This window comes from Corynebacterium sp. CCM 9204, from assembly GCF_041357695.1.
Classification (GTDB): domain Bacteria; phylum Actinomycetota; class Actinomycetes; order Mycobacteriales; family Mycobacteriaceae; genus Corynebacterium.
In genome coordinates this window covers 102,219-124,255 of record NZ_JAUERX010000002.1, presented here as the reverse complement: position 1 = coordinate 124,255, position 22,037 = coordinate 102,219, and the positions used below count along the sequence as shown (strand labels likewise).

The following is a 22,037-nucleotide window of genomic DNA, read 5'->3' as shown; positions in this document are numbered from 1 at the left end:
TCGATTCTAACGGCCCCGGGGCAGGTTCCCACGCCCATCCAAACACCCCTACCAACATGTGTAAGCCTATGCTATTACTGAATAGCAATCACCATTATGTGAAGTAGATCAGAAGCAGCCTTTCGTGCACTATGCGAAAGATCAAAAGACCAGGTAGTCGCTCCGCGACTCTCACCACTCCAAGGAGCACCGCGTGTCATCCCGCCTCGACACCAGAGATTTCATCAACGTCGGTATCTTCACCGTCATCTACTTCGTCGTTCTCTTCCTGACCGGAATGCTCGGGATCATCAGTCCGTTGAGCATGTTCATCGGATTCACCGTGGGGCTCCTGCTCAACGGCACCGTCGTCACCCTCTACCTCGCCCGTACCCCGAAGATGGGCGCCCTGACCCTCCTGAGCCTGCTCGTCGGCATACTTCTGTTCCTCACCGGCCATCCGTGGATCGCCCCGGTCGTGAGCACCATGGCAGGCTTCGCGGGAGACGTCGCTTTCGCCCGACTACGTGGCACCTGGCGGGTACCGGTGGCCTACGCGTTTCTCTCCCTGCTGTACCTGGCCCCGTGGATGCCGATGTTCTACAACTCGGAAGCCTACTTCGCGTACATCGCCGATGAAATGGGCCAGGACTACGCCGACACCCTGGCCAGTTTCCTACAACCGTGGACCCTGCTGTTGTGGGCCGGCATTCTCTTCGTTGTCGCTTTGATCGGAGGACGGATCGGGGTGCGCATCGGACGGCGTAGTTTCGCGCGGGCTGGGCTGGCGTGAAAAATCCTGACCCGCGCACCCTCCTTCTGTTGCTGCTCACCGTCAATGCACTGGTGATGGGGAACACCGACCAACTGGTGATCGCTGTAGCGGCACTGGTCACGAGCCTGGCACTGGTGGGTGCTGGTCGACTGCGGTGGGCGGTTCTGCTTCTACTCTCGTTCATTGCTCTGACCGCCGCCGCCCATGTGGTCCCCGACCTCTGGCAGAACCCTGTGACGGCACTGATCGGAGTGCTGGCCTATTGGATCGCCAGATTTACGGTCGCGTTCGGGGTCGCGGTCTACGTCCTCGTCCAGTTACGCCCGGCAGAACTGAATGCGGCACTCCGCAGGATGCACGCACCGAACTGGCTCATCATTCCGCTGGCCGTTGTCGTCAGGTTCCTCCCTGCACTGTTCACAGAGACCCGTGCGATCAACGAAGCGATGAGCCTGCGCGGTATCCGGCCCGGAGCCTTTGGGCTACTGTTCCACCCGCTGCGCTTCGGTCTGTACGTCGTCATACCCTTGTTGTCCTCGGCAGTCCGGATCAGCGATGAACTCGCGGCCGCAGCTCTGATTCGTGGTCTGGGTGCCACGAAGCATCCCGACGGATCCACCATTCGGCCGACCACGGTCACGAGGATCGGCTTCGGTGCTGCGGATCTCATCCTCCTCATCGCCATTGCTGCTCTCGTAGCACTGAACTTCAGCGGATGGAGGTTGCCGCGATGACGGACACCGGGCTAATCACCCTCGACGAAGCAAGTTTCAGCTATGGCAGCACACGCGCCCCCGGGGCCGAGGACATATTCGGTCCCGCCCCAGACGTGACTAGAACGGAACCCGAGCACGGGGTCGCCGATATCACCATGCACTGTGCACCGGGCAGTCTCACACTGCTGTGCGGGCCCTCCGGGTCGGGTAAATCGACCGTTCTGCGCCTCATCAACGGTTTGAACCCACATTTCCACTCCGGAGATGTGACAGGAACGATCCGCGTCAGCGGGGTCGACATGCCAACCACCCCACTGGTCCAGGTCGGTCGATTGAGCGCTACCGTGTTCCAGAATCCCCGTACACAGTTCTTCACGTCGACGGTCACAACCGAACTTGCCTTCACCCGGGAGAACTTCGGGCACGACCCCGAGTTGATCCGGCGGCAGATCGACAGTGCGGCCCTCCGCTGCAGGATCGACGAACTCCTCGGGCGACGCCTGTCGACGCTCTCCGGTGGACAGCTCCAGCGGGTCGCCTGCGCCTGCGCCGTCGTCGCCGGTGTACCTGTCCTCCTGCTCGACGAGGCGACTTCGAATCTCTCTCCGCAGGCGATCGATGAACTCAGTGATCTACTCGTGGAGCTCAAGTCGGAGGGAACGACGATCATCACCGCCGAACACCGGCTCCATCACCTGCGGGAGCTCACGGACGAGGTGTACTACCTCCGCGACGGGCGCATCAAGCACCACTTCACCGGGCAGGAGTTCTTCGATCTCGATGAGGGAACACGGCGAGCTCTGGGACTCAGGTCACTCACCCGCCCGACGCCGCCCAACCCCACCGCAGATTCGGGTTCTCCCGATACCACCGACGGACTGGAGCTGCGGGACATCCGCTTCTCCTACGGGAGGACCCCCGTGCTGAACATCGACCGAATGGTTTTCCCGGCGGGTGTCATCACGGGATTGATCGGACCCAACGGAGTGGGAAAGACCACTCTCGCACGACTGATCTGCGGACTCGAAAAACCTGTACGCGGTGGCCGTATCACCTTGGCAGGCAAAACTCTCTCCGCTCGGGCCCGGGCGGCGGCCGGGTACATCGTCATGCAGGACACCGGACGCCAACTGTTCGCGGACACCGTCCTCGACGAAGTCACCCTTGGCACCCCCGGAGACCACGACGCTGCCGAACTTCTAGCGGCGCTCGGATTGGCGGACACCGCCTCCCGGCATCCCCTGTCGCTGTCCGGTGGGCAGCGGCAACGGCTGGTCATCGCCACAGCATTGGCACAGAACAAGAAAGTTTACATCTTCGACGAGCCGACGTCCGGGGTGGACCTCGCACACCTGGAGGCGATCGCCGCCAAGCTACGGGAACTCGCCGACGCCGGTGCCGTGGTCATCGTCATCACCCACGACGCCGAGCTGATCTCCGCCTGCTGCGACCGCGTCATCGAGTTGTCCGGCCACCGGGAACGATCTTCGCACACGGTCCCCGCCCAACAACCAGAGTAAGGAGAATCACCCATGACAGCACCCCAGGTGAAACAGTCCACGACCGTGCAAACGGTGGAGGACCCCAAAGCCAGGTCAGCGGCGGAGAAAGCCGCCCTGAAGGAACTGCTCGCACCCGTGTCGAAAGCCCTGCTACTCGGACGGGTATTCGGAGTACTCTCCGGGATCACCGCCATCGCCCCCTACATCGCTCTCGTCCGACTGGGCACGATATTGCTCGATGCCCGGGCAGCCGGGGTGCCCCCGGACGGTGGAGATGTCCGTTCCGTCACCGCGTGGCTCATCGGCGCGTTCCTCCTCCAGGCGATGTTCATGTTCATCGGTCTAGGAATCACACACCACGCCGATCTCAGACTCGGGGCACTCGTGCGGCGCGCCCTGATCGCCAGAGTCGCCACCGCCCCGTTAGCGTGGTTCACGGACACCAACTCCGGACGGGTCCGCAAGGCGGTACAGGATGACATCCGCACACTGCACACACTTATCGCCCACGCCCCGGTGGAGACGGCGGCCGCTGTCTCAGCGCCAACGGCGCTCATCATCTACGCGTTCGTCGTCGACTGGCGGTTGGGCCTGCTCGCCATCGCGAATCTTCCCGTTTACATACTCATCATGGCCCTGTCCATGCGGGGCATGGCAGAGAAAACCGTGGAGATGGATGTCCTGCTCGGGGACGTCTCCGCAACCGCCGTGGAATTCGCCGAGGGTATCGAGGTGGTCAAGGCGTTCGGCCAGACCGGCCGTGCGCACCGACGCTTCGCCGATGCTGCGGACCGCTTCGCGAATTTCTTCTACGACTGGTGCGGCCCACAGATGCGCACGTCTTCGCTCGCTGAGTCGATGATCAGTGTCCCGCTGCTCATGCTCGTCAACGTCACCGGTGGTGCCTTCCTCGTCCGCAGTGGCGCAGTCACCGTCCCCGATGTCCTCGCAACCACACTCATCTCCCTGGTGATCCCAGCGGCGATCACCGTCGTCGCCACCTCGAGCTGGGCCTACATGACCGCCGGGGCATCAGCGATCCGGTTGCAGGAAACCCTCGACACTCCCTCCCTCAGAGCCGGTGCCGGAGCAGAACCTGACAGCCACACGATCCGGTTCGAGGACGTGAGCTTCGCCTACGGGGATACTCTCGCGGTGGATCACGTCACTATGACCTGCCCCGAGGGAACCATCACCGCTCTCGTCGGTCCCTCCGGATCCGGAAAGTCCACCCTCGCGACGATGCTCGCCCGGTTCACCGACCCCGATTCCGGACGCATCACCCTCGGTGGCGTCGACCTCAGGAACTTCACCACCAGACAGCTCTACCAGCACGTCAGTTTCGTACTTCAGAACCCGAAGCTGCTCCGCCTGTCTGTCCGCGAGAACATCCGGCTCGCCACACCCGGGGCGACGGACGAGGAGATCTGGGCCGCCGCCGAATCCGCCCACATCGCTGATGAGATCCGTGCTCTCCCAGAGGGGCTGGACACCGTCATCGGTGGGCCCGACGGCACCACCCTGTCAGGTGGGCAGTCTCAACGTATCGCCATCGCGCGCGCACTACTCGCCGACGCCCCCGTGCTCATCCTCGATGAGGCACTGGCCGCGACTGACCCCGACGCCGAATCCGCGATCCAGCAGGCACTGAACACACTGGTCATCGGCCGCACTGTCTTGGTCATTGCGCACCGGCCCGAATCCGTGTTCGGCGCAGATCAGGTCATCAGGCTCGCCGAGGGCCGTATCACCGACACACTCACCGGCGAGCAGGTCACCGATGACGCAATCGCCACCCTCATGGGACAACCCCGAAACAGGAAGTGACCATCATGGCTGCCACACGATTCGATCCACTCCAGCTCGCCGTCCTACGCAGGCAGATGAGCCCCGAGGGAAACCGGGAATTCACCGTCCATCTCACTGTGAGTGTCGCCAGCGGAATCTTCGAGGGGCTCGCACTACTGTCACTGCTTCCCGCCGCTGCGGCGCTCGCAACCGGCGAGACCGCAGCGGGGTTGCCGTTCGGTGCTTGGCTCGGAATCCTCGCGATTCTCGCTGTCGTTACCTTCTACAGTCGCTACCGCCAGGCGGTGACGGGTTACGGTGCCGTCACCGACTACATGCGCTGTACCCACCACGCCCTCGGAGACCATCTCGCGACCCTGCCCCTCGGATGGTTCAGTTCCGCCTCAACCGGGGGACTGTCGAGGTTGGTGTCCAGCGGCTTCATGCTCGTCTCGCAGATCCTCGCGCACATGCTCCACGCCGTAGTCACCCAGGTGAGTTCACTGGTCGTCGTCACCATCGGGGTGTGGATCTGGGACTGGCGGATCGGCTTGACCCTCACCCTCACCACGCCGTTGATCTTCGCCAGCCTGGCGTTGCTGAGAAGGTACAAGAATCTCAGTGATCAGAAGGTCGCCCGCACCGACCGCGAACTGTCCGACCGGCTGGTGGAGTTCGCGATCTGCCAACCCGAGCTCCGCGCGGCAGGCCACACAGATGACTTCGGTCCCCTTGTCCTGGCGGGCGAGCACAATGACTCCGAGAGAATGCGGGACTTGAAGCTCTCCGTCGTTCTCCTCGGAATCAACGGGCTTGTTCTTCAGATGGCCGTCGTCGCGCTCATCACCGCAGCCACACTCGTCGCCACCGCTGGTTCGATGAACCCGGTCGAAACCGTGGCTTTCATCGGGTTGATACTCCGGTACAGCCAGAATCTCCAGATACTCAGCGATTCCTTCACCGCAGTGACCGTCGCTCAGGCCCCCATCGCCCGCATGGGTGCCATCCTCGACACACCCGTCTTCGAAGAGCCCACACAGCCTGCCGTTCTCGACGCCCCCGGTCGTGTCGAGCTCCGGGACGTCAGCTTCGGTTATAGCGACGGGACCCCGGTTCTCCGGAGCATCTCCTTCACCGCGGAATCCGGCACCCTCACCGCGCTCGTCGGCCCCTCCGGTTCAGGAAAGACGACCATCGCCCGCCTGATCTGCCGCTTCTACGACACGGATGAAGGATCGGTGTGTGTGGGCGGGGCGGACGTACGTGACCAGTCCACAGAACAGTTGATGAAGCAGGTGTCGATGGTATTCCAGGACGTCTATCTCTTCGACGACACACTCGAAGCCAACATCCGGATCGGCCGACCTGACGCCACGGACGAGGAGGTGCGTGAAGCCGGACGCATGGCCGGTGTCGACGCCATCGCAGACCGTCTCGGGTGGGACGCGAAAGTCGGTGAGGGAGGCCGTTCGCTGTCCGGGGGTGAACGCCAACGAGTGTCCGTCGCCCGGGCGCTGCTGAAGAAGGCACCGATCGTGCTCCTCGATGAGGCGACCGCCGCCCTCGACGCGGAGAACGAGGCCAACATCGTCGCATCCGTCGCGGAGCTGGCCAGACATTCCACCGTCATCGCGATCGCCCACAAGCTGGACACCGTCAGGGCCGCTGACCAGATCATCGTTCTGGATGACGAAGGGCGCGCCGTACAGAAGGGAACCCATGCGGAGCTCATCTCCGGGGAAGGACCCTACAGGCGTTTCTGCAGGCGTCGCGAAGCTGCGGCAGGGTGGCGTCTGACACAATCCTGATAGCCTTTGCCCCATGGAACCATGTCAGCCCCCGCGCCGGAAGACTGGCCCCAAACCTGTGTTCACTCTCGATCAGGCGGTGGACGCCGCCATCGCGCAGGGAATCGACCGTTTCACACTCACCGGTGTGGCCAAGATCCTTGGGGTTGCAGCCCCCAGCCTCTACCGGGTCGTCGACTCCCGCGATGACCTGCTCATGCATTGTTTCCGCCGCGCCACTGAAGAGCTAGATCTGCCGGATCCCACGTCGAGCTGGCAGAACCAGTTGCGCGAATACACGGACGCAATCTGGAGAATGTGCAGGGCCTACCCCGGTATCGCACAATCACTGTTAACCTTCCCCGGGTCACACTTCGCCATCCAGGACTACCTGGACGACCTGACCCGGGGACTAGTCCACGGCGGTTTTCCCGGCGGGGATGATGACATGCACTTCATCGTTGACATGCTCGGAGACAATGTGCTCGTCGCAAGTATGGTCACCCAGTCACTACGCGACGGTGACGGATTCGAGTTGGCCAGGCAGCGTCTCGGCTCCGTCCGTAGCGAGGACAGGCAGCACTTCCCGATCCGGGAAGATCTGTGGGACTACAACTGGCTGCAACGCAAAACCGAATTCGCGATCCGGGGACTTGAACTCCAATTAGGCAACTGAACCGGACCGCACCGGCTCAGTTTTTCTTCGCGGATTCCTTCATAGGTTGCAGAAGCTGGTTGACGCCATCAAGAATCTCATTGGACTGGAACGGGAACTCACGGATCGATTCTTTTGAGGAAATCCCCGAGAGCACCAGGACGGTGTACAACCCGGCCTCCATGCCCGCGACGATATCTGTGTCCATCCGGTCTCCGATCATACCGGTGTGTTCACTGTGCGCACCGATCTTGTTCAACGCCGACCGGAACATCATCGGATTGGGTTTCCCGACCACATATGGTTCCTTCCTGGTTGCCTTCGTGATCAGCGCAGTGATGGCTCCCGTCGCGGGGAGTATCCCCTCCGCACTTGGCCCTGTGGCATCTGGATTCGTCGCGATGAACCTGGCCCCCTCGTCGATGAGGCGGATCGCCTTGGTGATTGCCTCAAACGAGTAGTTTCGGGTCTCCCCCACCACCACGAAGTCGGGTTCCCTATCCGTCAACACGAATCCGGCTTCATGCAGCGCCGTGATGATACCCGCCTCACCAATCACGTACGCGGTACCACCACGGGCCTGCTCCTTCAGGAACGTCGCCGTAGCAAGAGCGGAGGTCCAGATCCGCTCCTCGGGTACATCAAGCCCCGAATCCTGGAGTCGGGCGGCCAGATCACGCGGCGTGTAGATGGAATTATTTGTGAGTACCAGGAACGGCGTTTCATCCTTCTTCCAGGTCTCGATGAGATTCTGGGCACCGGGGAGTGCCTTGTTCTCATGAACGAGGACGCCGTCCATGTCCGTGAGCCAACTGGAAATATCTGATCTAGTACGCATGACCTCCACGGTAGCCCATCTGTACAGCGTCGAGGGACGGCTCATGTTTCCACGACTACTGGTAGCGCGTGGTCCCTTCGGGGCCGACATCATTCGACACAAGTCGCGCATAGCAGTCGTTCGGACCCCACCCCTCGTTCCGGCACCACTGTAGGGCCCCGTCAGCGGTCGGGAACCCCACACCGGACAGTGTGACCCACCATTCCTTACGGTCATAGTTCCGCCAGTCACCACTCCACACCAGCCGTGACGTGGGGTACCTATCCCGGAACTTCAAGTGCGTACGGAGGATGGAGTCACAGTCGTGCCCACCCGTACCTGGTTGCATGGACGCCAACTGGGGTTGCCAGAGACCGGCGAGTTCATCGGCGACGATGGGGCGGTCACGCCGCCGGATCTCCTCCAGTGCCCCGCACGCGGTGGATGATGCCTCCTCTGGCCCTAGTCCGCTACTTCGAGCGATCTCAACCGCTGGTTCATCGTCGATTCGTGAGTCCCCGGACCACTCACCGTCATCCCGCCCTTGTTTCTCACCACGTTCACACTCGACGAGAAGGAGTCCACCGGACAGTTCAAGCGTCCCCGACACCGTACCCGGAGATGCGGCCTTATCCCCCGCGAGACTTCCCGGGGCGATCCAATAGCTGCCCTCTGGGAAGCTGAATGTCACAGTCCGTCCCCCGGGCGGAATGACGATGGGCGACGCCGACAGGTCGAACACCCCACTCGCAACGGTGATCCCGCTCTGGGTTCTCAACCGAAGAACGAAATCCCGACCATGGAGTACATCTCCCTCCGGGCAGGCGGGTTTGACAAACATGTCAGCGGAGAGGATCCCCGAGTCCAGCGACAGAACATCGGCACGCAGTTCGGGGACTCGTCCACACGCGGTGAGTGCATGTGGGTCACTGCGGGACACATCCACCGACGATCCAGTATCGGAATCCCCCGCCCCGGCGACGGTGATGTTCTCCTGCCCGGGGAGCGAAGTGACGAGATCTCCCGTCGCACGGTAGAAATTCACACCGGCCCGGTCACTCACAATGAGACCGTCTGGTGCCGTAGCGACTCCGCCACCGGCTCCAGTGACGGATAGTGTCCACACCACATCACCCGTTGCGAGGTCGACCGCCTGACCGGTGGTAGTAAACAGTCGCTGGCCGTCTGTTCCCACCGGCTCCCCGGGATCCTCAACAGGCCCGCTCCAGAGGACATCCCCGGTTGCAATGTCAATACCGATACGGCCCCCCGACGCGGTGAACACAGCGGTGTCCCCCACCACGACGAGACTACGCACACTAGAGAAGGAAGTCGCCGCCCACAGAATCAGATCGACGATGACGTCACCGTTGTCGAGGTCCACCAGATCTCCACCGGCGATGGCGATGCCCCGTGGTGTCGTGCTCACCTGCCAGGACGGTAGAATTACCGACTCGTAGTCACCGATGATTGTCCCGTTCATGGCAGTCAGCGTTCCCCCTCCGGCGGGGCCGCCGCTGGCACCGGGGGCGGGGTTCGTGCAGGGCTGGGAGAACAACGGCCCGTCCGGCCCTGGGACCGCAGAGAATGTGGCGCCCATGGTGAGGATCTCGAGGGTGTCCGGATCGAACACGAAGGTTCCCGCACTGCCGGTGTCTAGCCCAATCGAACCGTTGAATGTCGCGGAGGGCACCGGATCACCGAGGATCGGGCACATCTGGGATGTGGCGATCGTTTTGATCGACCAATCGGTACCTTTGATGTCCCTTCTGGCCAGCAGATAACCGTCACCTCCATCGGGGTAACCATGGAGGTACACCGCGCCACGGTAGACGAAACCACCCACGAGCCTCCGCATGATGCCCGTCGCCACCGGATTCCCTACGAGCTCCTCTCCGCCACCGGTGACCGCATCAATCAAACGGGCTCCCGTACCGGCGGACCTACACACAAGCTGTCCGGAATGCGCGAAATCCGGAAAACACCCCAGTTCATCGTCCCTCCACATCTCGGTACCTGTACCGGTGTCGTACGCGACTACACCATCGCCGTCGGAGTCGAGCACCGCCACGCCCCGCTCGACGTAGAGCGGAGCCCTTGCTATGGGGTTTGATCCAGGTGCTCCGGATGCTCTCATCGATAGGGAGGGGGCGTGCCATTCAGCGACGGGAGTCGTGGGAAATGTGACCCGCGACAGGTACGGGGAACTGATGGTGTGCGTATCCGTCCCGGAAATATCCCCATCCGAGTCGGCTCCTGTGCCACCGGAAAACCCCGGAACCCGGCAGGCGACGACACCGAGAAGGAACACCGCAGCGAGGGTCCGGAGAATAACATTCCACGGCTTCACACCGGCATGGGACCGACCTGAACCATGAGGATAGAACACTGCTGCCAGCTCCCGGGGTAATAGGCCGTCGCCGAGAGCGAGCCCCCAATGGACTCCGGAAACCCTAGGCTACGTGCACGAACAACTAATTACCTGAGAGTACCGGAGTCGATGTAACGGGTGACCATGGAAAGGGGGAACGTGGCGCCGGTTCAACCCCTCAGTGCACCGGAGCCCACTCAGGGCCCGTCTCGCCGAGCTCGGGATCGAGCTTGGCGACGAGCGGTTTCGGTTTGGCGAGTACAGTCCCGGGCACAACGTCGATGCGCTCCCAACGTGCCTGTTGATTGACATAATCTCCCATGATGACGGGATAACTGCGCCCCTTATCAGGAACCCCAACACCGACCGGCTCGACGGGCATGTCATCCGTAACGTCGTGAATCTCAGGCATCGCCGCCCAGATTCCGTCGCGTCCCAGAGTCTCGTGCACCTTCTGTGCCGTATGTGGAAGATACGGGGTGAGCAGTGTGTTGCAGTCACTGACCACCTGCAGGGCGGTGTGTAGCACGGTGGCCAGCCGCTCGCTCTGCGACTCATCCTTGGCCAGCTTCCAGGGTTCCTGCTCCGCAATATAGGCGTTCGCCTCTCCCACCACGTGCATCGCATGGGTGATCCCGGCCTTGAACTTCGACTGCCCGAGTGCAGCTCCCACGACATCAAAAGCATCAGCCGACAGGGTGAGAATCCGGCGGTCGGAGTCAGTCAGCTCCCCGGGTACCGGAACCTCACCGAAATTCTTGTGTGCCATCGACACCGTCCTGTTGACCAGATTGCCCCAGCCATTAGCCAGCTCATTGTTCACCCGACGGACGAACTCGTCCCAGGTGAAGTCAGTGTCGGTGTTCTCAGGGCCCGCAACTGCGATGAAGTAGCGCAACGGGTCGGGGCCGAACTCCTTCAGGAAGTCCTTCACGTAAATGACCACGCCCTTGGAGGATGAAAACTTCGATCCTGACATCGTGAGGTACTCGGAGGACACAACCTCCGTGGGGAGTTGAAGCGCACCAAACTCGCCTTCTTCTCCTCCCCTGGCACCGAGGCCCCGGTATCCGAGGAGCTCACCGGGCCAGATCTGGGAGTGGAACGTGATGTTGTCCTTGCCCATGAAGTAATAGGACAGAGCATCCGGGTCGGTCCAGAACTTCCGCCAAGCCTCCGGCTGGCCGGTACGCCAGGCCCACTCAATGGACGATGAGAGATAGCCCACAACAGCGTCGAACCAGACATACAGTTTTTTCGCGCTGTTTTCGGACCAACCCTCGATGGGAACCGGGACACCCCAATCGATATCTCGGGTCATCGCACGCGGCCGAAGATCAGCCAGCAGATTCAACGAGAACTTCAGGACGTTCGGGCGCCAATCAGTACGCCCCTTCAACCATTCTTCCAATGCTCCGGCGAGTGCTGGGAGGTCGAGGAGGAAGTGTTCAGTCTCGACAAACTCAGGGGTTTCACCGTTGATCTTGCTCACCGGATCGATGAGATCGGCCGGGTCAAGTTGATTACCGCAGGCGTCGCACTGATCTCCCCGTGCCCCTGCAGCACCACAGAGTGGACAGGTACCTTCGATGTAGCGGTCGGGCAATGTCCGCCCCGTGGACGGACTGATCGCCCCCATGGTGGTTTCCGCGATCATGTACCCGTTGTCGTGGAGTCCCCGGAACAGTTCTTGGACGACGGCATAGTGGTTACGGGTCGTAGTCCGGGTGAACAGGTCGTAGGAGAGGCCCAGACCAGCAAGATCCTCGACAATCTGACGGTTGTATCTGTCAGCGAGCTCCTGCACACTGACGCCTTCCTTCTCCGCCTGGACGAGCAGTGGAGTGCCGTGCTCATCTGTTCCTGAGATCATCAGCACATCAGAACCCGACATTCGCTGGAAACGGGCGAACACGTCGGAAGGAACGCCGAACCCCGCCACGTGTCCGATGTGGCGAGGGCCGTTGGCGTAAGGCCAGGCAACAGCAGTGAGCACAGACTTCGTCATGTCGACAAGCCTAATTTATCGACTGCTCCAGTGCCGACGCCGGGTCCCCACGCCATCACAAAACCCCGTCGGCGGATGTTCCGTCGGCGGGGCCTCGCGAGTGAAACTCGGTACTGCTACTTCTTATTTACCTTCTTCATTGCCTTAGCAACGTTTTTGATCTTGGGGCTTTTCGATGCTCTGGCTGCTCTCTTAGCCTCACGCTTCTGGTGCTCAGCATGGATCCGAGCTTCACGAGCCAGGTTCATAGCGAACTCGCGCTGCGCCTTGTGGTCCAAATAGAGCTGATCGTTACGCAGATCCTTCACGATAGCGAACATCAGCACAAAGATGACCACCAGGAACGGACTGGCCACAATGATGGTCACGTTCTGCAGATTACCCAGGACATCCGCGCCACCGCTCAGCAGAAGGGTAAGACCAATGGCCGCAGTTCCAACACCCCATCCGGCGGTGACGAAACGATTAGCCTCGAGACGACCATTCTGGCTCATCGAGCCCATTACGGTGGAGGCAGAATCCGCCGAGGTGATGAAGAAAGTGGCGAGCAGCAGCATCGCGATGAATGCCGCGATCGACCCACCGGGAAGGGTGTAGAGGAGATCGAACAACTGACGCTTCGCATCACCATCGCCATAGATGGATTCACCGATCTGTTCGAGGTGTATCCCGGTGCCACCGAAGATGCAGAACCAGAGGACGGATACAGCCGCAGGAACGGCAATAACGCCGATGACGAATTCACGAATGGTACGACCGCGGGAAATACGCGCCAGGAACATGCCGACGAAAGGACTCCAGGAAATCCACCACGCCCAGTAGAAGATTGTCCAGCCGGAGAGCCATTCGCCGGCGGTGCCATCAGCGGAATCGGCGGTTCGGGCTGCCATCTCGAAGAATGCGAGCATATAGTTGCCCACCGCAGTCGGGACCATGTTCAGGATGTGGACCGTCGGACCTAGGATGAAGACGAACAGGGCGAGGCAACCCGCCAGAACCATGTTGACGTTTGAAATGTACTGGATACCCTTGCCCACACCGGACATCGCGGAGATAACGAAAGCCAGGGTCAACACGAGCACAATCATGAGGATCGTGGAGTCGGAGGCATCCGGAATCAGGCCGGTCTTGTCCAGCCCTGCGGAGATCTGGACGGCACCAATACCGAGTGATGCAGCCGTACCGAAAACTGTCGCGATAATGGCGAGAATATCGATGATTTTACCTGGTACACCTTCGGCACCCTTGACCCCGATCAGCGGGGTGAAAGCTGAACTGAGCAATTGCTTGCGCCCGACGCGGAAGGTCGAGTAGGCGATACCCAGTCCCACGATGGCGTAGACGGACCACGGGTGCAGAGTCCAGTGGAAGAGGGTTGTGGCGAAAGCGGTACCAACCTCCCGTTCACTATGCCCGGGAACACCGGAGCGGTAGTGCCCAAGGGGCTCTGCAGTTCCGTAGAACATCAGACCGATGCCCATACCCGCCGCGAACATCATCGCAATCCAGCTCGTCGTGGAGAACTCCGGGGCCTCATTGTCCCGCCCAAGCTTGATCTGGCCGAACTTGGTGAAGGCGATGAACACGATGAATGCTACGAACACTGTTCCGAACAGTGCGAAAGCCCAGCCAAAGTTATTCACCACGACCGCGAGCGTTTCCGAGGCGAAGTCGGAGAACCCCAGGGGACTGATGAGCCCCCATGCGACAACCGCAATGACGATCGCCATCGCGGGGAGGATTACGGGCCAGCAAAGTCTGTGGAACTCCGCATCGGCTTCAGAGACAATGGCGTCAGTGTCATCGTCATGGTGGAGCGGAGCCGGAGATTCCAGCATCGACGCCAGGGTCTGCGTCGCGGAACGGGGCTCGGGTTCAGTCAGACCGTCCTTCGGTCCGCGCTGATGGGTATGGTGCGCGTCTTGTTCATTCGGGTCAGAGTTGGTCATGCTTCCAACATGGTGCCAAACCGGTGATTAATCAAATGACCAGCATTTTTTATCGCGAACTTAAGGAATTTATAGCGCACTTACGCCCTTAGCGAACCCCCCATTGTCGCTGACCAGAGTAGCTTCCAACCGGTTTTGATAACAACTGTGCAACATTTTAGTCACGGATTCGAATAGCACCGTCGTAGATCTGCTTCTTGGAGACGCCATGCGCTGCGGCAAGATCCGCGCACACAGCCTTCAGACGCTCCCCGCCAGATGCCCGCCGAGCAGCCTCCACCACGAGATCAGCAACATCCCGAGTGTCAGGTCGTGCACCTTCAATAACCACGGATATTTCCCCCCTAACGCCCCCTTCTGCCCATTCCGCAAGGTCAGCGAGTCGCCCTCTCCTGACCTCTTCATATGTTTTGGTCAGTTCCCGGCACACCGCCGCACGGCGGTCACCACCGAGTACATCCGCAGCATCCGCCAGCGTCTGGGCCAACCGGTGCGGAGACTCAAAGAAACACACCGCCCGACGTTCGTTCCGTAGTTCCTCCAGCCAGGAAACCCGCGCCCCATGTTTCCGTGGTGCGAACCCATCGAAACAGAACCTACCAACGGGGAGCCCAGACAACGCAAGGGCCGTGGGCACAGCCGACGGCCCCGGGAAACAGGTCACCGATATACCGACTTCATGCGCCCTGTCAATGAGCAGAAAACCGGGGTCCGAAACGCTCGGCATCCCTGCGTCACTGACAATCACGACGGTGCCTGTACGGGCGAACTCAAGTAACTGCTCTACTCGCCCCGCCTCGTTGTGGTCGAAGTTGGAGATGATTTTTCCCCGCGGCCTGACACCGAGCGCGGCGGCAAGCATCAGAGTTCTTCGGGTATCCTCAGCCGCAATCACATCCGCAAACTCGAGGGCCGCCGCGAGACGCGGGGAAGCGTCCGAGACATTGCCCAACGGGGTTGCGGCGACGATCACGCCCACCGGTAACTGACGAGATTCGGACTGCATGGGGCCAGTGTCCCACATCCCACCCGCAGTACCCCACACGACAGCCCCGGACACCATGAAATGAGAGAGCAAGTAGCCAACCATCCCACACCCGCACCCGGGCCAATACACTTGGACGGGTGATCGCAGACATGCCCCCTACTCCCGCGACAAATCAGTCCTTGATGCAACCGGAGACCACCCCGGAACAACGTTTTCAGCCCCCTCCACCTATCGGTCCCCTGTCCCATCCCTGGACCCGCACGGATACCTGTGTGTTCCTGGTCATCGGCGCCCTCGCGGCGATCACCCGTTTCTTCAGGCTCCCCTTCGCCACGGGGAACGGAACCCCTGTCTTCGACGAGAAACACTACGTCCCCCAGGCATGGGAGATGGTCCGATCAGCAACAGATCCACTCACCGGTGGCATCGAAGCCAACCCCGGTTTCGGACTCGTCGTACACCCACCTCTGGCGAAACAGCTAATCGCCTATGGCGAGATGCTCTTCGGATACACACCTACAGGCTGGCGTCTCAGCACTGCGGTGTTTGGTGTCGGGACAATACTTCTCATCATGGCACTCACCCGTCGACTCACCGGTTCACCGTCCGCGACAGCCGTCGCCGGTCTCCTGGCGCTCGTCGAGGGTGTTCTCCTGATCTCTTCTCGATTCGGCATGCTGGATATCTTCCAGGCATTCTTTATCACAGCCGCCGCCTATTGCATCGCCAGGGATTTCACGCAGGTCCGGGATAGATACCACCGCGCCTGGAGCGAGGGGAAGCTGATACCGGGAGGATCCGTGTTCGGCCCCTCCGTCGGCTACCGGTGGTGGAGGTTCGGCTGTGGACTCATGCTCGGACTGGCGCTCTCGATCAAATGGTCGGGTTTGTACTACATCGCCTTTTTCGGCATTCTCACCGTCTGCCTGGACATCTGGTTACGGCACCACTATCGCATAGCCAAACCGTTCACGGGCATGCTCGTCCGCGACGCATTCCCTGCCTTCGCTTCTCTCGTCTTGCTCCCCGTCCTTGTCTACGCGTGGAGCTGGCGTGCCTGGTTCGCCTCAGAAACCGGTGTATACCGGCACTCTGCCACCAATGGGGACATCAACCCGGATTCTCTGCTGTCCAGACTCCCCGACGCGCTCGCAGGCTGGGTCTATTACCATCAGCAGGTCCTCCAGTTCCATGCTTCGTTAACCAGTTCGAGCGGACACAGCCATCCTTGGGACTCGAAACCCTGGTCCTGGTTGGCCGCGACCCGGCCGATCCTCTACTACTCATCGACCGGGTTGCCCTGCGGTGAGGACACCTGTCGACGGATGATCATGCTCTTCGGCAACCCCGCCGTCTGGTGGTTGACCGTTCCCGTCGTCCTTTGGGGGCTGTGGTGTCTGATCATCCGCAGCGACCTTCGCTTCGCGGTACCGGTGACAGGATTCATCGCGAGCTGGCTCCCGTGGATCATCACCTACGATCGCCAGATGTACTTCTTCTACGCCACCGCGATGGTGCCCTTCACCATTGTCCTTCTGGCGATCACGCTGGTTCAGATTTCTCGCACCGGGGGGCACATCAGTTCCCGAGTTCCCCAGGCGAGGATTCTCCCGAAGCTCACCTGGGGCGGGTTCGGGGTAATCGTCTACCTAGCTCTCACCGTGGCACTGTTCTTCTACTTCCTACCAATCCTCTACGGCTTCCGCATCACCGACGAGCAATTTGAATCAATGATGTGGCTGCGCAGTTGGAAATAACAGGACACATACCCGGGAACCTCACACGTCGAAACGGTAGATCTCCTCGCCCTCGCGGGTGATCCGCACCTCCGTGACGGGATCCGTGGACAGAGCGACCCGGAGGCGCTCACCGTCTCTGCCCACACAATCAAACGTGTACGCGGTATTCGCCAGGTCCACCGTCTCCACCCGGGCGTGAACCAACCACGGGTGGTTACGTCGCACAGAGATCAGATCATGGTGGATCCGACGCAACCACTCGCCCTGTTCCCCCAGTTCAGCGGGTGATCCCGGGAAGGCTGGGCGAACCTCGTCATCACCACCGACACGTTCGTACTTCTCCCCTTCCATCCCGAACTCATCCCCGTAGTAGACAGCCGGAACACCACCAACCGTGAAGAGGACCGCAGCAGCGACAGCCGCCTTCTGCGGGCCGATCTTCGTGGCGACACGAGTCACATCATGGTTGCCGACGAACGTGTAGGGAGTGAACGTCCCCAGCAACTCATTGTGGCGGCGCAGGCACCACTCAAGCTCGAAGAAATTGTCGTCCTTCAGGGAGCTCCACGTCGCCTTCCACAACTCATAGGCGGTGACGGAGTCCACCCCTGAGCGTTCGACGTAGTCCGCGTAATCACCGTGAATCATCTCCCCGTAGATATACGCCTCCGGGAATTCCTCACGCACACGTGGAAGGACGGACCTCCAGAATTCCGGGGGTACCGCGTACGCGGCATCCAGACGCCACCCTGCGACACCCCGACGCAACCAGTGAAGCATCACCTCGGCGACCAGATCCGCCACGCGCGGATCATCATGGTTGAACTCCACGAGCCCATCATGCCCCTCGAATGTCTCCGGACGCGCCGTCTCACCGTCAAAGGAGATCCGGAACATTCCCGCGTACTCCCCCTCCGGCCCCTCGGACAGCGCCCGCCGAACCAGAGGATGGTCACTGCTGACATGATTGAACACACCGTCGAGAAGAACCTTCACCCCACGTTCAGACGCAGCATCGATAAAACCGTCGAAGTCCCCGTCGTCACCAAGCCTGGGGTCAATTCGGTGAAAATCGAGGGTGTCATATCCGTGCGACGTCGAATCGAAGACCGGGCCGAGTTGAACCACATTGAATCCCAGACCGACCGCATAATCCAGCCAGTTGACCAAGGCAGGCAATCGATGCGTGAGTTCACGCTCCCCCGGGCCCGAGGGACGCACCGGGGCCGCGGTGAAACCCAGCGGATAGACGTGCCAGATGATGGCGTGATCGGCGAAGCTCATGCGAATTCAACTCCTGGAGATCGGTTCAGGTCGACGGGCATCACGGAAGAACGTCGACCCTGTCACCCCAAGTCTGCCACGGCCATCCGCCCGGCACACAGCCAGCAGGACACCCCTAATCAGGTTGTGCAGTGGCCGCACGCCACGCCCGCCCCATCGCCACCAGACCGAAACCAGACAACCACGTCCACAACAGAACCAGAGCGGAGACCAGCAGCAGCACCAGCCCGAAAATATCCGACGTACTGGCGTACCCGAGCACCACATCCCTGGCAGCAAAACCGAAACTAAACGCCCAGAGCGCCCCGTACACGGGTAGCATCCCCGAAACGCTCTGCGGCCTCCATGCCGCGAAGAACAGACCGAAGGCAAGCGAGAGCCGCACCGCCGCGGCATCGACGAGCAGACCCGCCACCACCGTCGCATCCGTCAACGGATCCACCGGCACCGCAGCCACTGACGCGGACGAACTCAACAACACGATCGCCCAAACCACATATGCCACACCAAGAAGCACCAGGATCAGCCTCGACACGACCAACCCGAATTCCCGAGCCGCGGCCCGTCGCCGCATCTCGGGTTCAATCCCCGCCAAAATGGACGCCGACAGATCAGGAGGAACCATCGGATCTGAGCCAGTTGCCGCAGCCAATTTCAAATGTCGATTCAGCGCCGCCGCAGAATTCAGAAACGCCCGGCATTCCCCACACGCAGCCACGTGGGCATCCACGACCTCGTCATCGATCCCGGCTGATTCCCCATCCAACCGCGAAGACAACGCCCGCTGAATCTCCACACAGTCGATCATTTACCCAGAACCCCGTCGATGCTCGCGCGCCCCGGCCCGAACACGACCACCATGAGAAGCGCAACGATAAGCACGACAACATACTCATAGCCACCGTCGGCGACGAACATCTCCGACCCGAGATGCACAAAGTAGAAGGCACACGCCATCAGAAGCGCCAGACCACCGGCAGCGAGCGTCGCCAGTAATCCCACAACCAGCATGCCCCCACCCGCCAGCTCCGCGACCGCAGCGATCCACGCCGAAATCTTAGGCTGTGGCACCCCAGCCGCGCTGAACCGCCCGGTGGTCTCGGTGATGCCCGTCAAATAAACCTTGTCCCAGCCATGGATGATGAACACCAGCCCGAGGACCAACCGAAACACCAGTAACATGCCGTCCCTGACAACCGGTTTATCCATGAGGACAGACTACCCGGTGGCATCCCCACCGATGTGACACTCCCCGCACACGCGCGGCGCGTGGCCTAGAACTCGTCGAGAACGGTTCCCCGGACCTCGAACCACCTCAAGGTATCCGCGATCCCCTCATCAAGGGAATACTCAGCCACCCAGCCCAGTTCATCCTTCGCCCGACTGGACCGGGTGAATGCACCCGCGACGTCGCCCGGGCGCGGCGGACCGGTCACAATCTCTAGCTTCTCACCGGAGACCCGGGAGAAGGCGTCGGCCAGCTCGAACACGGTGGTTCCGTCGCCGGTACCCAGGTTGATCACCCGGTAGGAGCTCTCAGCATCCGTGCCCGGGACCACGTCATCGAAGCGCTCCACAGCCCGACAGTGCGCCTGAGCGAGGTCCCAGACGTGGATGTAGTCACGGATACCGGACCCGTCCCGGGTGGGCCACTCGACACCGGTCACGGTGAACGGCTTACCCGCGTTCTTCGCCTCGATCATCTTGCCCATGGCGTGCGACGGGAACTCCAACTGGAGCCCGGTACGCATCTTCGGGTCGGCCCCAATCGGGTTGAAGTAGCGCAGGGACAGAACCTTCAGGTCCGTGCCGTGCGCGATGTCCCGCAGCATGCCCTCGACGTGGGCTTTCGTGCGTGCATAGGGGCTCGTCGGTGAGATGTCGCAGTCCTCGTCCACCGCGAAGTCCCCCCGAACCGCGTAGATCGACGCCGACGACGAGAAGATGATCCGCTGACAGCCATTGGCGAGCAACGCATCAACGAGTTCGAGTGTGCCCTCGACGTTGTTGCGGTAGTACCTGATCGGCTCCGCAACGGACTCGGGAACGACGATCGACGCCGCACAGTGGATCGTTACCGCGATATCCGGATGTTCGGTGAAGATCCGGTCCACCACGGACCGATCCGCGATATCCCCCTCGTACACGGTGCGATCCGTGACGAACTCCCGCCGACCGGTGGAGAAGTTGTCCAGCACGATGACGTTGTGGCCGAGCTCCATCAACGCGGAGCCGACCGTCGATCCGATGAAGCCTGCACCGCCGGTGATGAGAATGTCCATGTGGGTTCCTTGCCTGGGTTCGTCCGTCGCGCGACCGGAGTGATCGCCGCCGCCCTCTGTCGACGGGTAACGGAACGGTCTCGTTTCCACCGAACCTATCACTGCCAGGCTTGCATCAGTCGGGGCATCGCCGGGAAACCGGACGATTCACCGACCCCGCAGCTCCCCCTTCCTGCTCCCTGGCGATGGCGCGAGACATCCCGTTACCCTGAACATCAACGGGAATACCCTTACCCCCGACCGTCCGACAACGCGAAGGAACCGCTGACAGATGCTCGAACTACCACCGATCACCTGGCAAGCGGCACTGCTCGGACTCACCGTGGCACTGTGCGGCTATGTATTCTCCCGAGTCATGAACTGGGCGACCTCCCGATTCCTGCACTGGCGGGGCCGCAGCGACTCCTCCCGCCGGGTGTTCGCAGGCCTGGTCCAGGCAGCAGTGATCGTCATCTCCCTCGGCGCGGCCCTCACCATCGTCTTCCCCAGCGTCAAACCCGTCGATATCCTCGGCGGAATCGGACTCTTCTCCCTGGCGATCGGTATCGCCTTCCAGACGGTGCTGGGCAACATGTTCGCCGGAATGGTCATCCTCGCCCGTGACCGATTCCGCGTCGGCGACCAGATATCGCTGAAGGATCACGCGGGAACAGTAGTGGAGATGCAGTTGTCCCACACCGCGATCCGCACCTTCGACGGCCGATTGGTCCTCATCCCAAACTCCGCACTGCACTCCGAGATCGTCACCGTGCAGACGGGCTTCGAGTACGTCCGCTCCACCGTCGCCTTCAATCTCACCCTCGGCACCGATCTCACCGCAGCCCGAGAGGTCGCGCTGAATGCCATCCGCGAACTGCCCAGCGTGCTCTCCGATCCACCTGCCCAGGCGCTGTTCTCACAGGTAGACAGCACCGGAACAATACAACTGGACCTGAGATTCTGGACCAGCGCCCGACAACTCGACACCAAAGAAGCCCAAGACGCGGTGATCGAGCATGTCCTGGGCTCCTTCGCCGAGAACGGAATCACCATCGGGACACCGCCGTTGGTCGTACAGCTCACGGAGATACCGGGTTCGTACGATACGGGAGTAGCGGGAACACATGATCGCCTCTAGGCGGAGACATCTGGGCACAATACGATCGACGCCGCCTGCACAAGCCGATCATTGTCCCCATTCCGGAGCTGCTACCAGACCAGAGGAGTACATCGGACCCTATATCGGGTAACTGCAAAGATCCGACCGAAATCTCGGAATTGAACCAGCAACTTAAACGAGTTACAGAAAATCAATATCGAACGCCAAAGATAATTTCACCGACATCGGATGAATCATTCCAGAACTCAGTACATCCCATTAAAGAATGCCAGCCAAGGCCCCTCAAGGCGCTGAACAA

The 22,037-nt window shown here is 61.1% G+C and carries 17 protein-coding genes; 8 read left to right on the top strand and 9 right to left on the bottom strand.

Annotated elements, in window-relative coordinates; all coding sequences use genetic code 11:
• The first annotated feature begins 193 nt into the window (after nt 1-193).
• Genes QWU43_RS04710 through QWU43_RS04685 form a run of 6 tightly spaced genes read left to right on the top strand, consistent with a single transcriptional unit; the run spans nt 194 to nt 7,223 of the window.
• Nucleotides 194-772, top strand: a complete 579-nt coding sequence (locus QWU43_RS04710; RefSeq protein ID WP_370915261.1) for an MptD family putative ECF transporter S component — start codon at nt 194-196, stop codon at nt 770-772.
• Nucleotides 769-1,488, top strand: coding sequence for an energy-coupling factor transporter transmembrane component T (locus tag QWU43_RS04705; RefSeq protein WP_370917262.1), 720 nt, complete (start codon nt 769-771; stop codon nt 1,486-1,488). The genes QWU43_RS04710 and QWU43_RS04705 overlap by 4 nt, the downstream gene beginning before the upstream one ends.
• Nucleotides 1,485-2,990, top strand: coding sequence for an ABC transporter ATP-binding protein (locus tag QWU43_RS04700; RefSeq protein WP_370917261.1), 1,506 nt, complete (start codon nt 1,485-1,487; stop codon nt 2,988-2,990). The genes QWU43_RS04705 and QWU43_RS04700 overlap by 4 nt, the downstream gene beginning before the upstream one ends.
• 12 nt (nt 2,991-3,002) lie before the next feature.
• On the top strand, nt 3,003-4,799 hold the full coding sequence (locus QWU43_RS04695) for an ABC transporter ATP-binding protein (protein WP_370915264.1): 1,797 nt from the start codon (nt 3,003-3,005) through the stop codon (nt 4,797-4,799).
• A gap of 5 nt (nt 4,800-4,804) precedes the next feature.
• On the top strand, nt 4,805-6,568 hold the full coding sequence (locus QWU43_RS04690; protein WP_370915265.1) for an ABC transporter ATP-binding protein: 1,764 nt from the start codon (nt 4,805-4,807) through the stop codon (nt 6,566-6,568).
• A gap of 13 nt (nt 6,569-6,581) precedes the next feature.
• A complete protein-coding gene (locus QWU43_RS04685) occupies nt 6,582-7,223 on the top strand; it encodes a TetR/AcrR family transcriptional regulator (RefSeq protein ID WP_370915266.1) in 642 nt (213 codons plus the stop codon).
• Nucleotides 7,224-7,239: 16 nt separating this feature from the next.
• On the opposite strand, the gene QWU43_RS04680 is transcribed toward QWU43_RS04685, so the two are convergent.
• From QWU43_RS04680 to rsmI, 5 genes are all read right to left on the bottom strand, one after another.
• Nucleotides 7,240-8,040 carry an HAD-IIA family hydrolase gene (locus QWU43_RS04680; RefSeq protein WP_370915369.1) on the bottom strand — a complete coding sequence of 267 codons (801 nt, stop codon included), beginning with the start codon at nt 8,038-8,040 and terminating at the stop codon, nt 7,240-7,242.
• A 55-nt stretch (nt 8,041-8,095) separates the two neighbouring features.
• Nucleotides 8,096-10,369 (bottom strand): hypothetical protein, encoded by a 2,274-nt coding sequence (locus tag QWU43_RS04675; protein ID WP_370917260.1) that lies wholly within the window; start codon nt 10,367-10,369, stop codon nt 8,096-8,098.
• A 199-nt stretch (nt 10,370-10,568) separates the two neighbouring features.
• Entirely contained in the window at nt 10,569-12,398 is a 1,830-nt protein-coding gene (gene metG, locus QWU43_RS04670) for a methionine--tRNA ligase (RefSeq protein ID WP_370915268.1), read from the bottom strand.
• 116 nt (nt 12,399-12,514) lie between these two features.
• Nucleotides 12,515-14,347, bottom strand: coding sequence for a BCCT family transporter (locus QWU43_RS04665; RefSeq protein WP_370915269.1), 1,833 nt, complete (start codon nt 14,345-14,347; stop codon nt 12,515-12,517).
• A 157-nt stretch (nt 14,348-14,504) separates the two neighbouring features.
• Complete coding sequence (gene rsmI, locus QWU43_RS04660; protein WP_370915270.1) at nt 14,505-15,353, bottom strand: 16S rRNA (cytidine(1402)-2'-O)-methyltransferase; 849 nt, start codon at nt 15,351-15,353, stop codon at nt 14,505-14,507.
• Between the two features lie 131 nt (nt 15,354-15,484).
• On the opposite strand from rsmI, the gene QWU43_RS04655 reads away from it, so the two are divergent.
• Nucleotides 15,485-17,092: a dolichyl-phosphate-mannose--protein mannosyltransferase gene (locus tag QWU43_RS04655; protein ID WP_370917411.1), complete on the top strand. Its 1,608-nt coding sequence runs from the start codon at nt 15,485-15,487 to the stop codon at nt 17,090-17,092.
• A gap of 21 nt (nt 17,093-17,113) precedes the next feature.
• On the opposite strand, the gene QWU43_RS04650 is transcribed toward QWU43_RS04655, so the two are convergent.
• From QWU43_RS04650 to galE, 4 genes are all read right to left on the bottom strand, one after another.
• A complete protein-coding gene (locus tag QWU43_RS04650) occupies nt 17,114-18,358 on the bottom strand; it encodes an alpha-amylase family protein (RefSeq protein WP_370917259.1) in 1,245 nt (414 codons plus the stop codon).
• Between the two features lie 115 nt (nt 18,359-18,473).
• Entirely contained in the window at nt 18,474-19,166 is a 693-nt protein-coding gene (locus QWU43_RS04645) for a zf-HC2 domain-containing protein (protein WP_370915273.1), read from the bottom strand.
• Nucleotides 19,163-19,567: a DoxX family protein gene (locus tag QWU43_RS04640; protein WP_370915274.1), complete on the bottom strand. Its 405-nt coding sequence runs from the start codon at nt 19,565-19,567 to the stop codon at nt 19,163-19,165. The genes QWU43_RS04645 and QWU43_RS04640 overlap by 4 nt, the downstream gene beginning before the upstream one ends.
• Nucleotides 19,568-19,632: 65 nt before the next feature.
• Entirely contained in the window at nt 19,633-20,640 is a 1,008-nt protein-coding gene (gene galE / locus QWU43_RS04635; protein ID WP_370917258.1) for a UDP-glucose 4-epimerase GalE, read from the bottom strand.
• Between the two features lie 271 nt (nt 20,641-20,911).
• On the opposite strand from galE, the gene QWU43_RS04630 reads away from it, so the two are divergent.
• Nucleotides 20,912-21,757: a mechanosensitive ion channel family protein gene (locus QWU43_RS04630; protein WP_370917257.1), complete on the top strand. Its 846-nt coding sequence runs from the start codon at nt 20,912-20,914 to the stop codon at nt 21,755-21,757.
• Nucleotides 21,758-22,037: the final 280 nt, after the last annotated feature.

What these genes read in the sequence shown, in the direction of transcription:
- QWU43_RS04690 (WP_370915265.1), top strand. Translation starts at nt 4,805, where the DNA reads ATGGCTGCCACACGATTCGATCCACTCCAGCTCGCCGTCCTACGCAGG.
- rsmI (WP_370915270.1), bottom strand. Translation starts at nt 15,353, where the DNA reads ATGCAGTCCGAATCTCGTCAGTTACCGGTGGGCGTGATCGTCGCCGCA.
- QWU43_RS04665 (WP_370915269.1), bottom strand. Translation starts at nt 14,347, where the DNA reads ATGACCAACTCTGACCCGAATGAACAAGACGCGCACCATACCCATCAG.
- metG (WP_370915268.1), bottom strand. Translation starts at nt 12,398, where the DNA reads ATGACGAAGTCTGTGCTCACTGCTGTTGCCTGGCCTTACGCCAACGGC.
- QWU43_RS04655 (WP_370917411.1), top strand. Translation starts at nt 15,485, where the DNA reads ATGCCCCCTACTCCCGCGACAAATCAGTCCTTGATGCAACCGGAGACC.
- QWU43_RS04695 (WP_370915264.1), top strand. Translation starts at nt 3,003, where the DNA reads ATGACAGCACCCCAGGTGAAACAGTCCACGACCGTGCAAACGGTGGAG.
- QWU43_RS04650 (WP_370917259.1), bottom strand. Translation starts at nt 18,358, where the DNA reads ATGAGCTTCGCCGATCACGCCATCATCTGGCACGTCTATCCGCTGGGT.
- QWU43_RS04685 (WP_370915266.1), top strand. Translation starts at nt 6,582, where the DNA reads ATGGAACCATGTCAGCCCCCGCGCCGGAAGACTGGCCCCAAACCTGTG.
- QWU43_RS04645 (WP_370915273.1), bottom strand. Translation starts at nt 19,166, where the DNA reads ATGATCGACTGTGTGGAGATTCAGCGGGCGTTGTCTTCGCGGTTGGAT.
- galE (WP_370917258.1), bottom strand. Translation starts at nt 20,640, where the DNA reads ATGGACATTCTCATCACCGGCGGTGCAGGCTTCATCGGATCGACGGTC.
- QWU43_RS04680 (WP_370915369.1), bottom strand. Translation starts at nt 8,040, where the DNA reads ATGCGTACTAGATCAGATATTTCCAGTTGGCTCACGGACATGGACGGC.
- QWU43_RS04700 (WP_370917261.1), top strand. Translation starts at nt 1,485, where the DNA reads ATGACGGACACCGGGCTAATCACCCTCGACGAAGCAAGTTTCAGCTAT.
- QWU43_RS04640 (WP_370915274.1), bottom strand. Translation starts at nt 19,567, where the DNA reads ATGGATAAACCGGTTGTCAGGGACGGCATGTTACTGGTGTTTCGGTTG.
- QWU43_RS04630 (WP_370917257.1), top strand. Translation starts at nt 20,912, where the DNA reads ATGCTCGAACTACCACCGATCACCTGGCAAGCGGCACTGCTCGGACTC.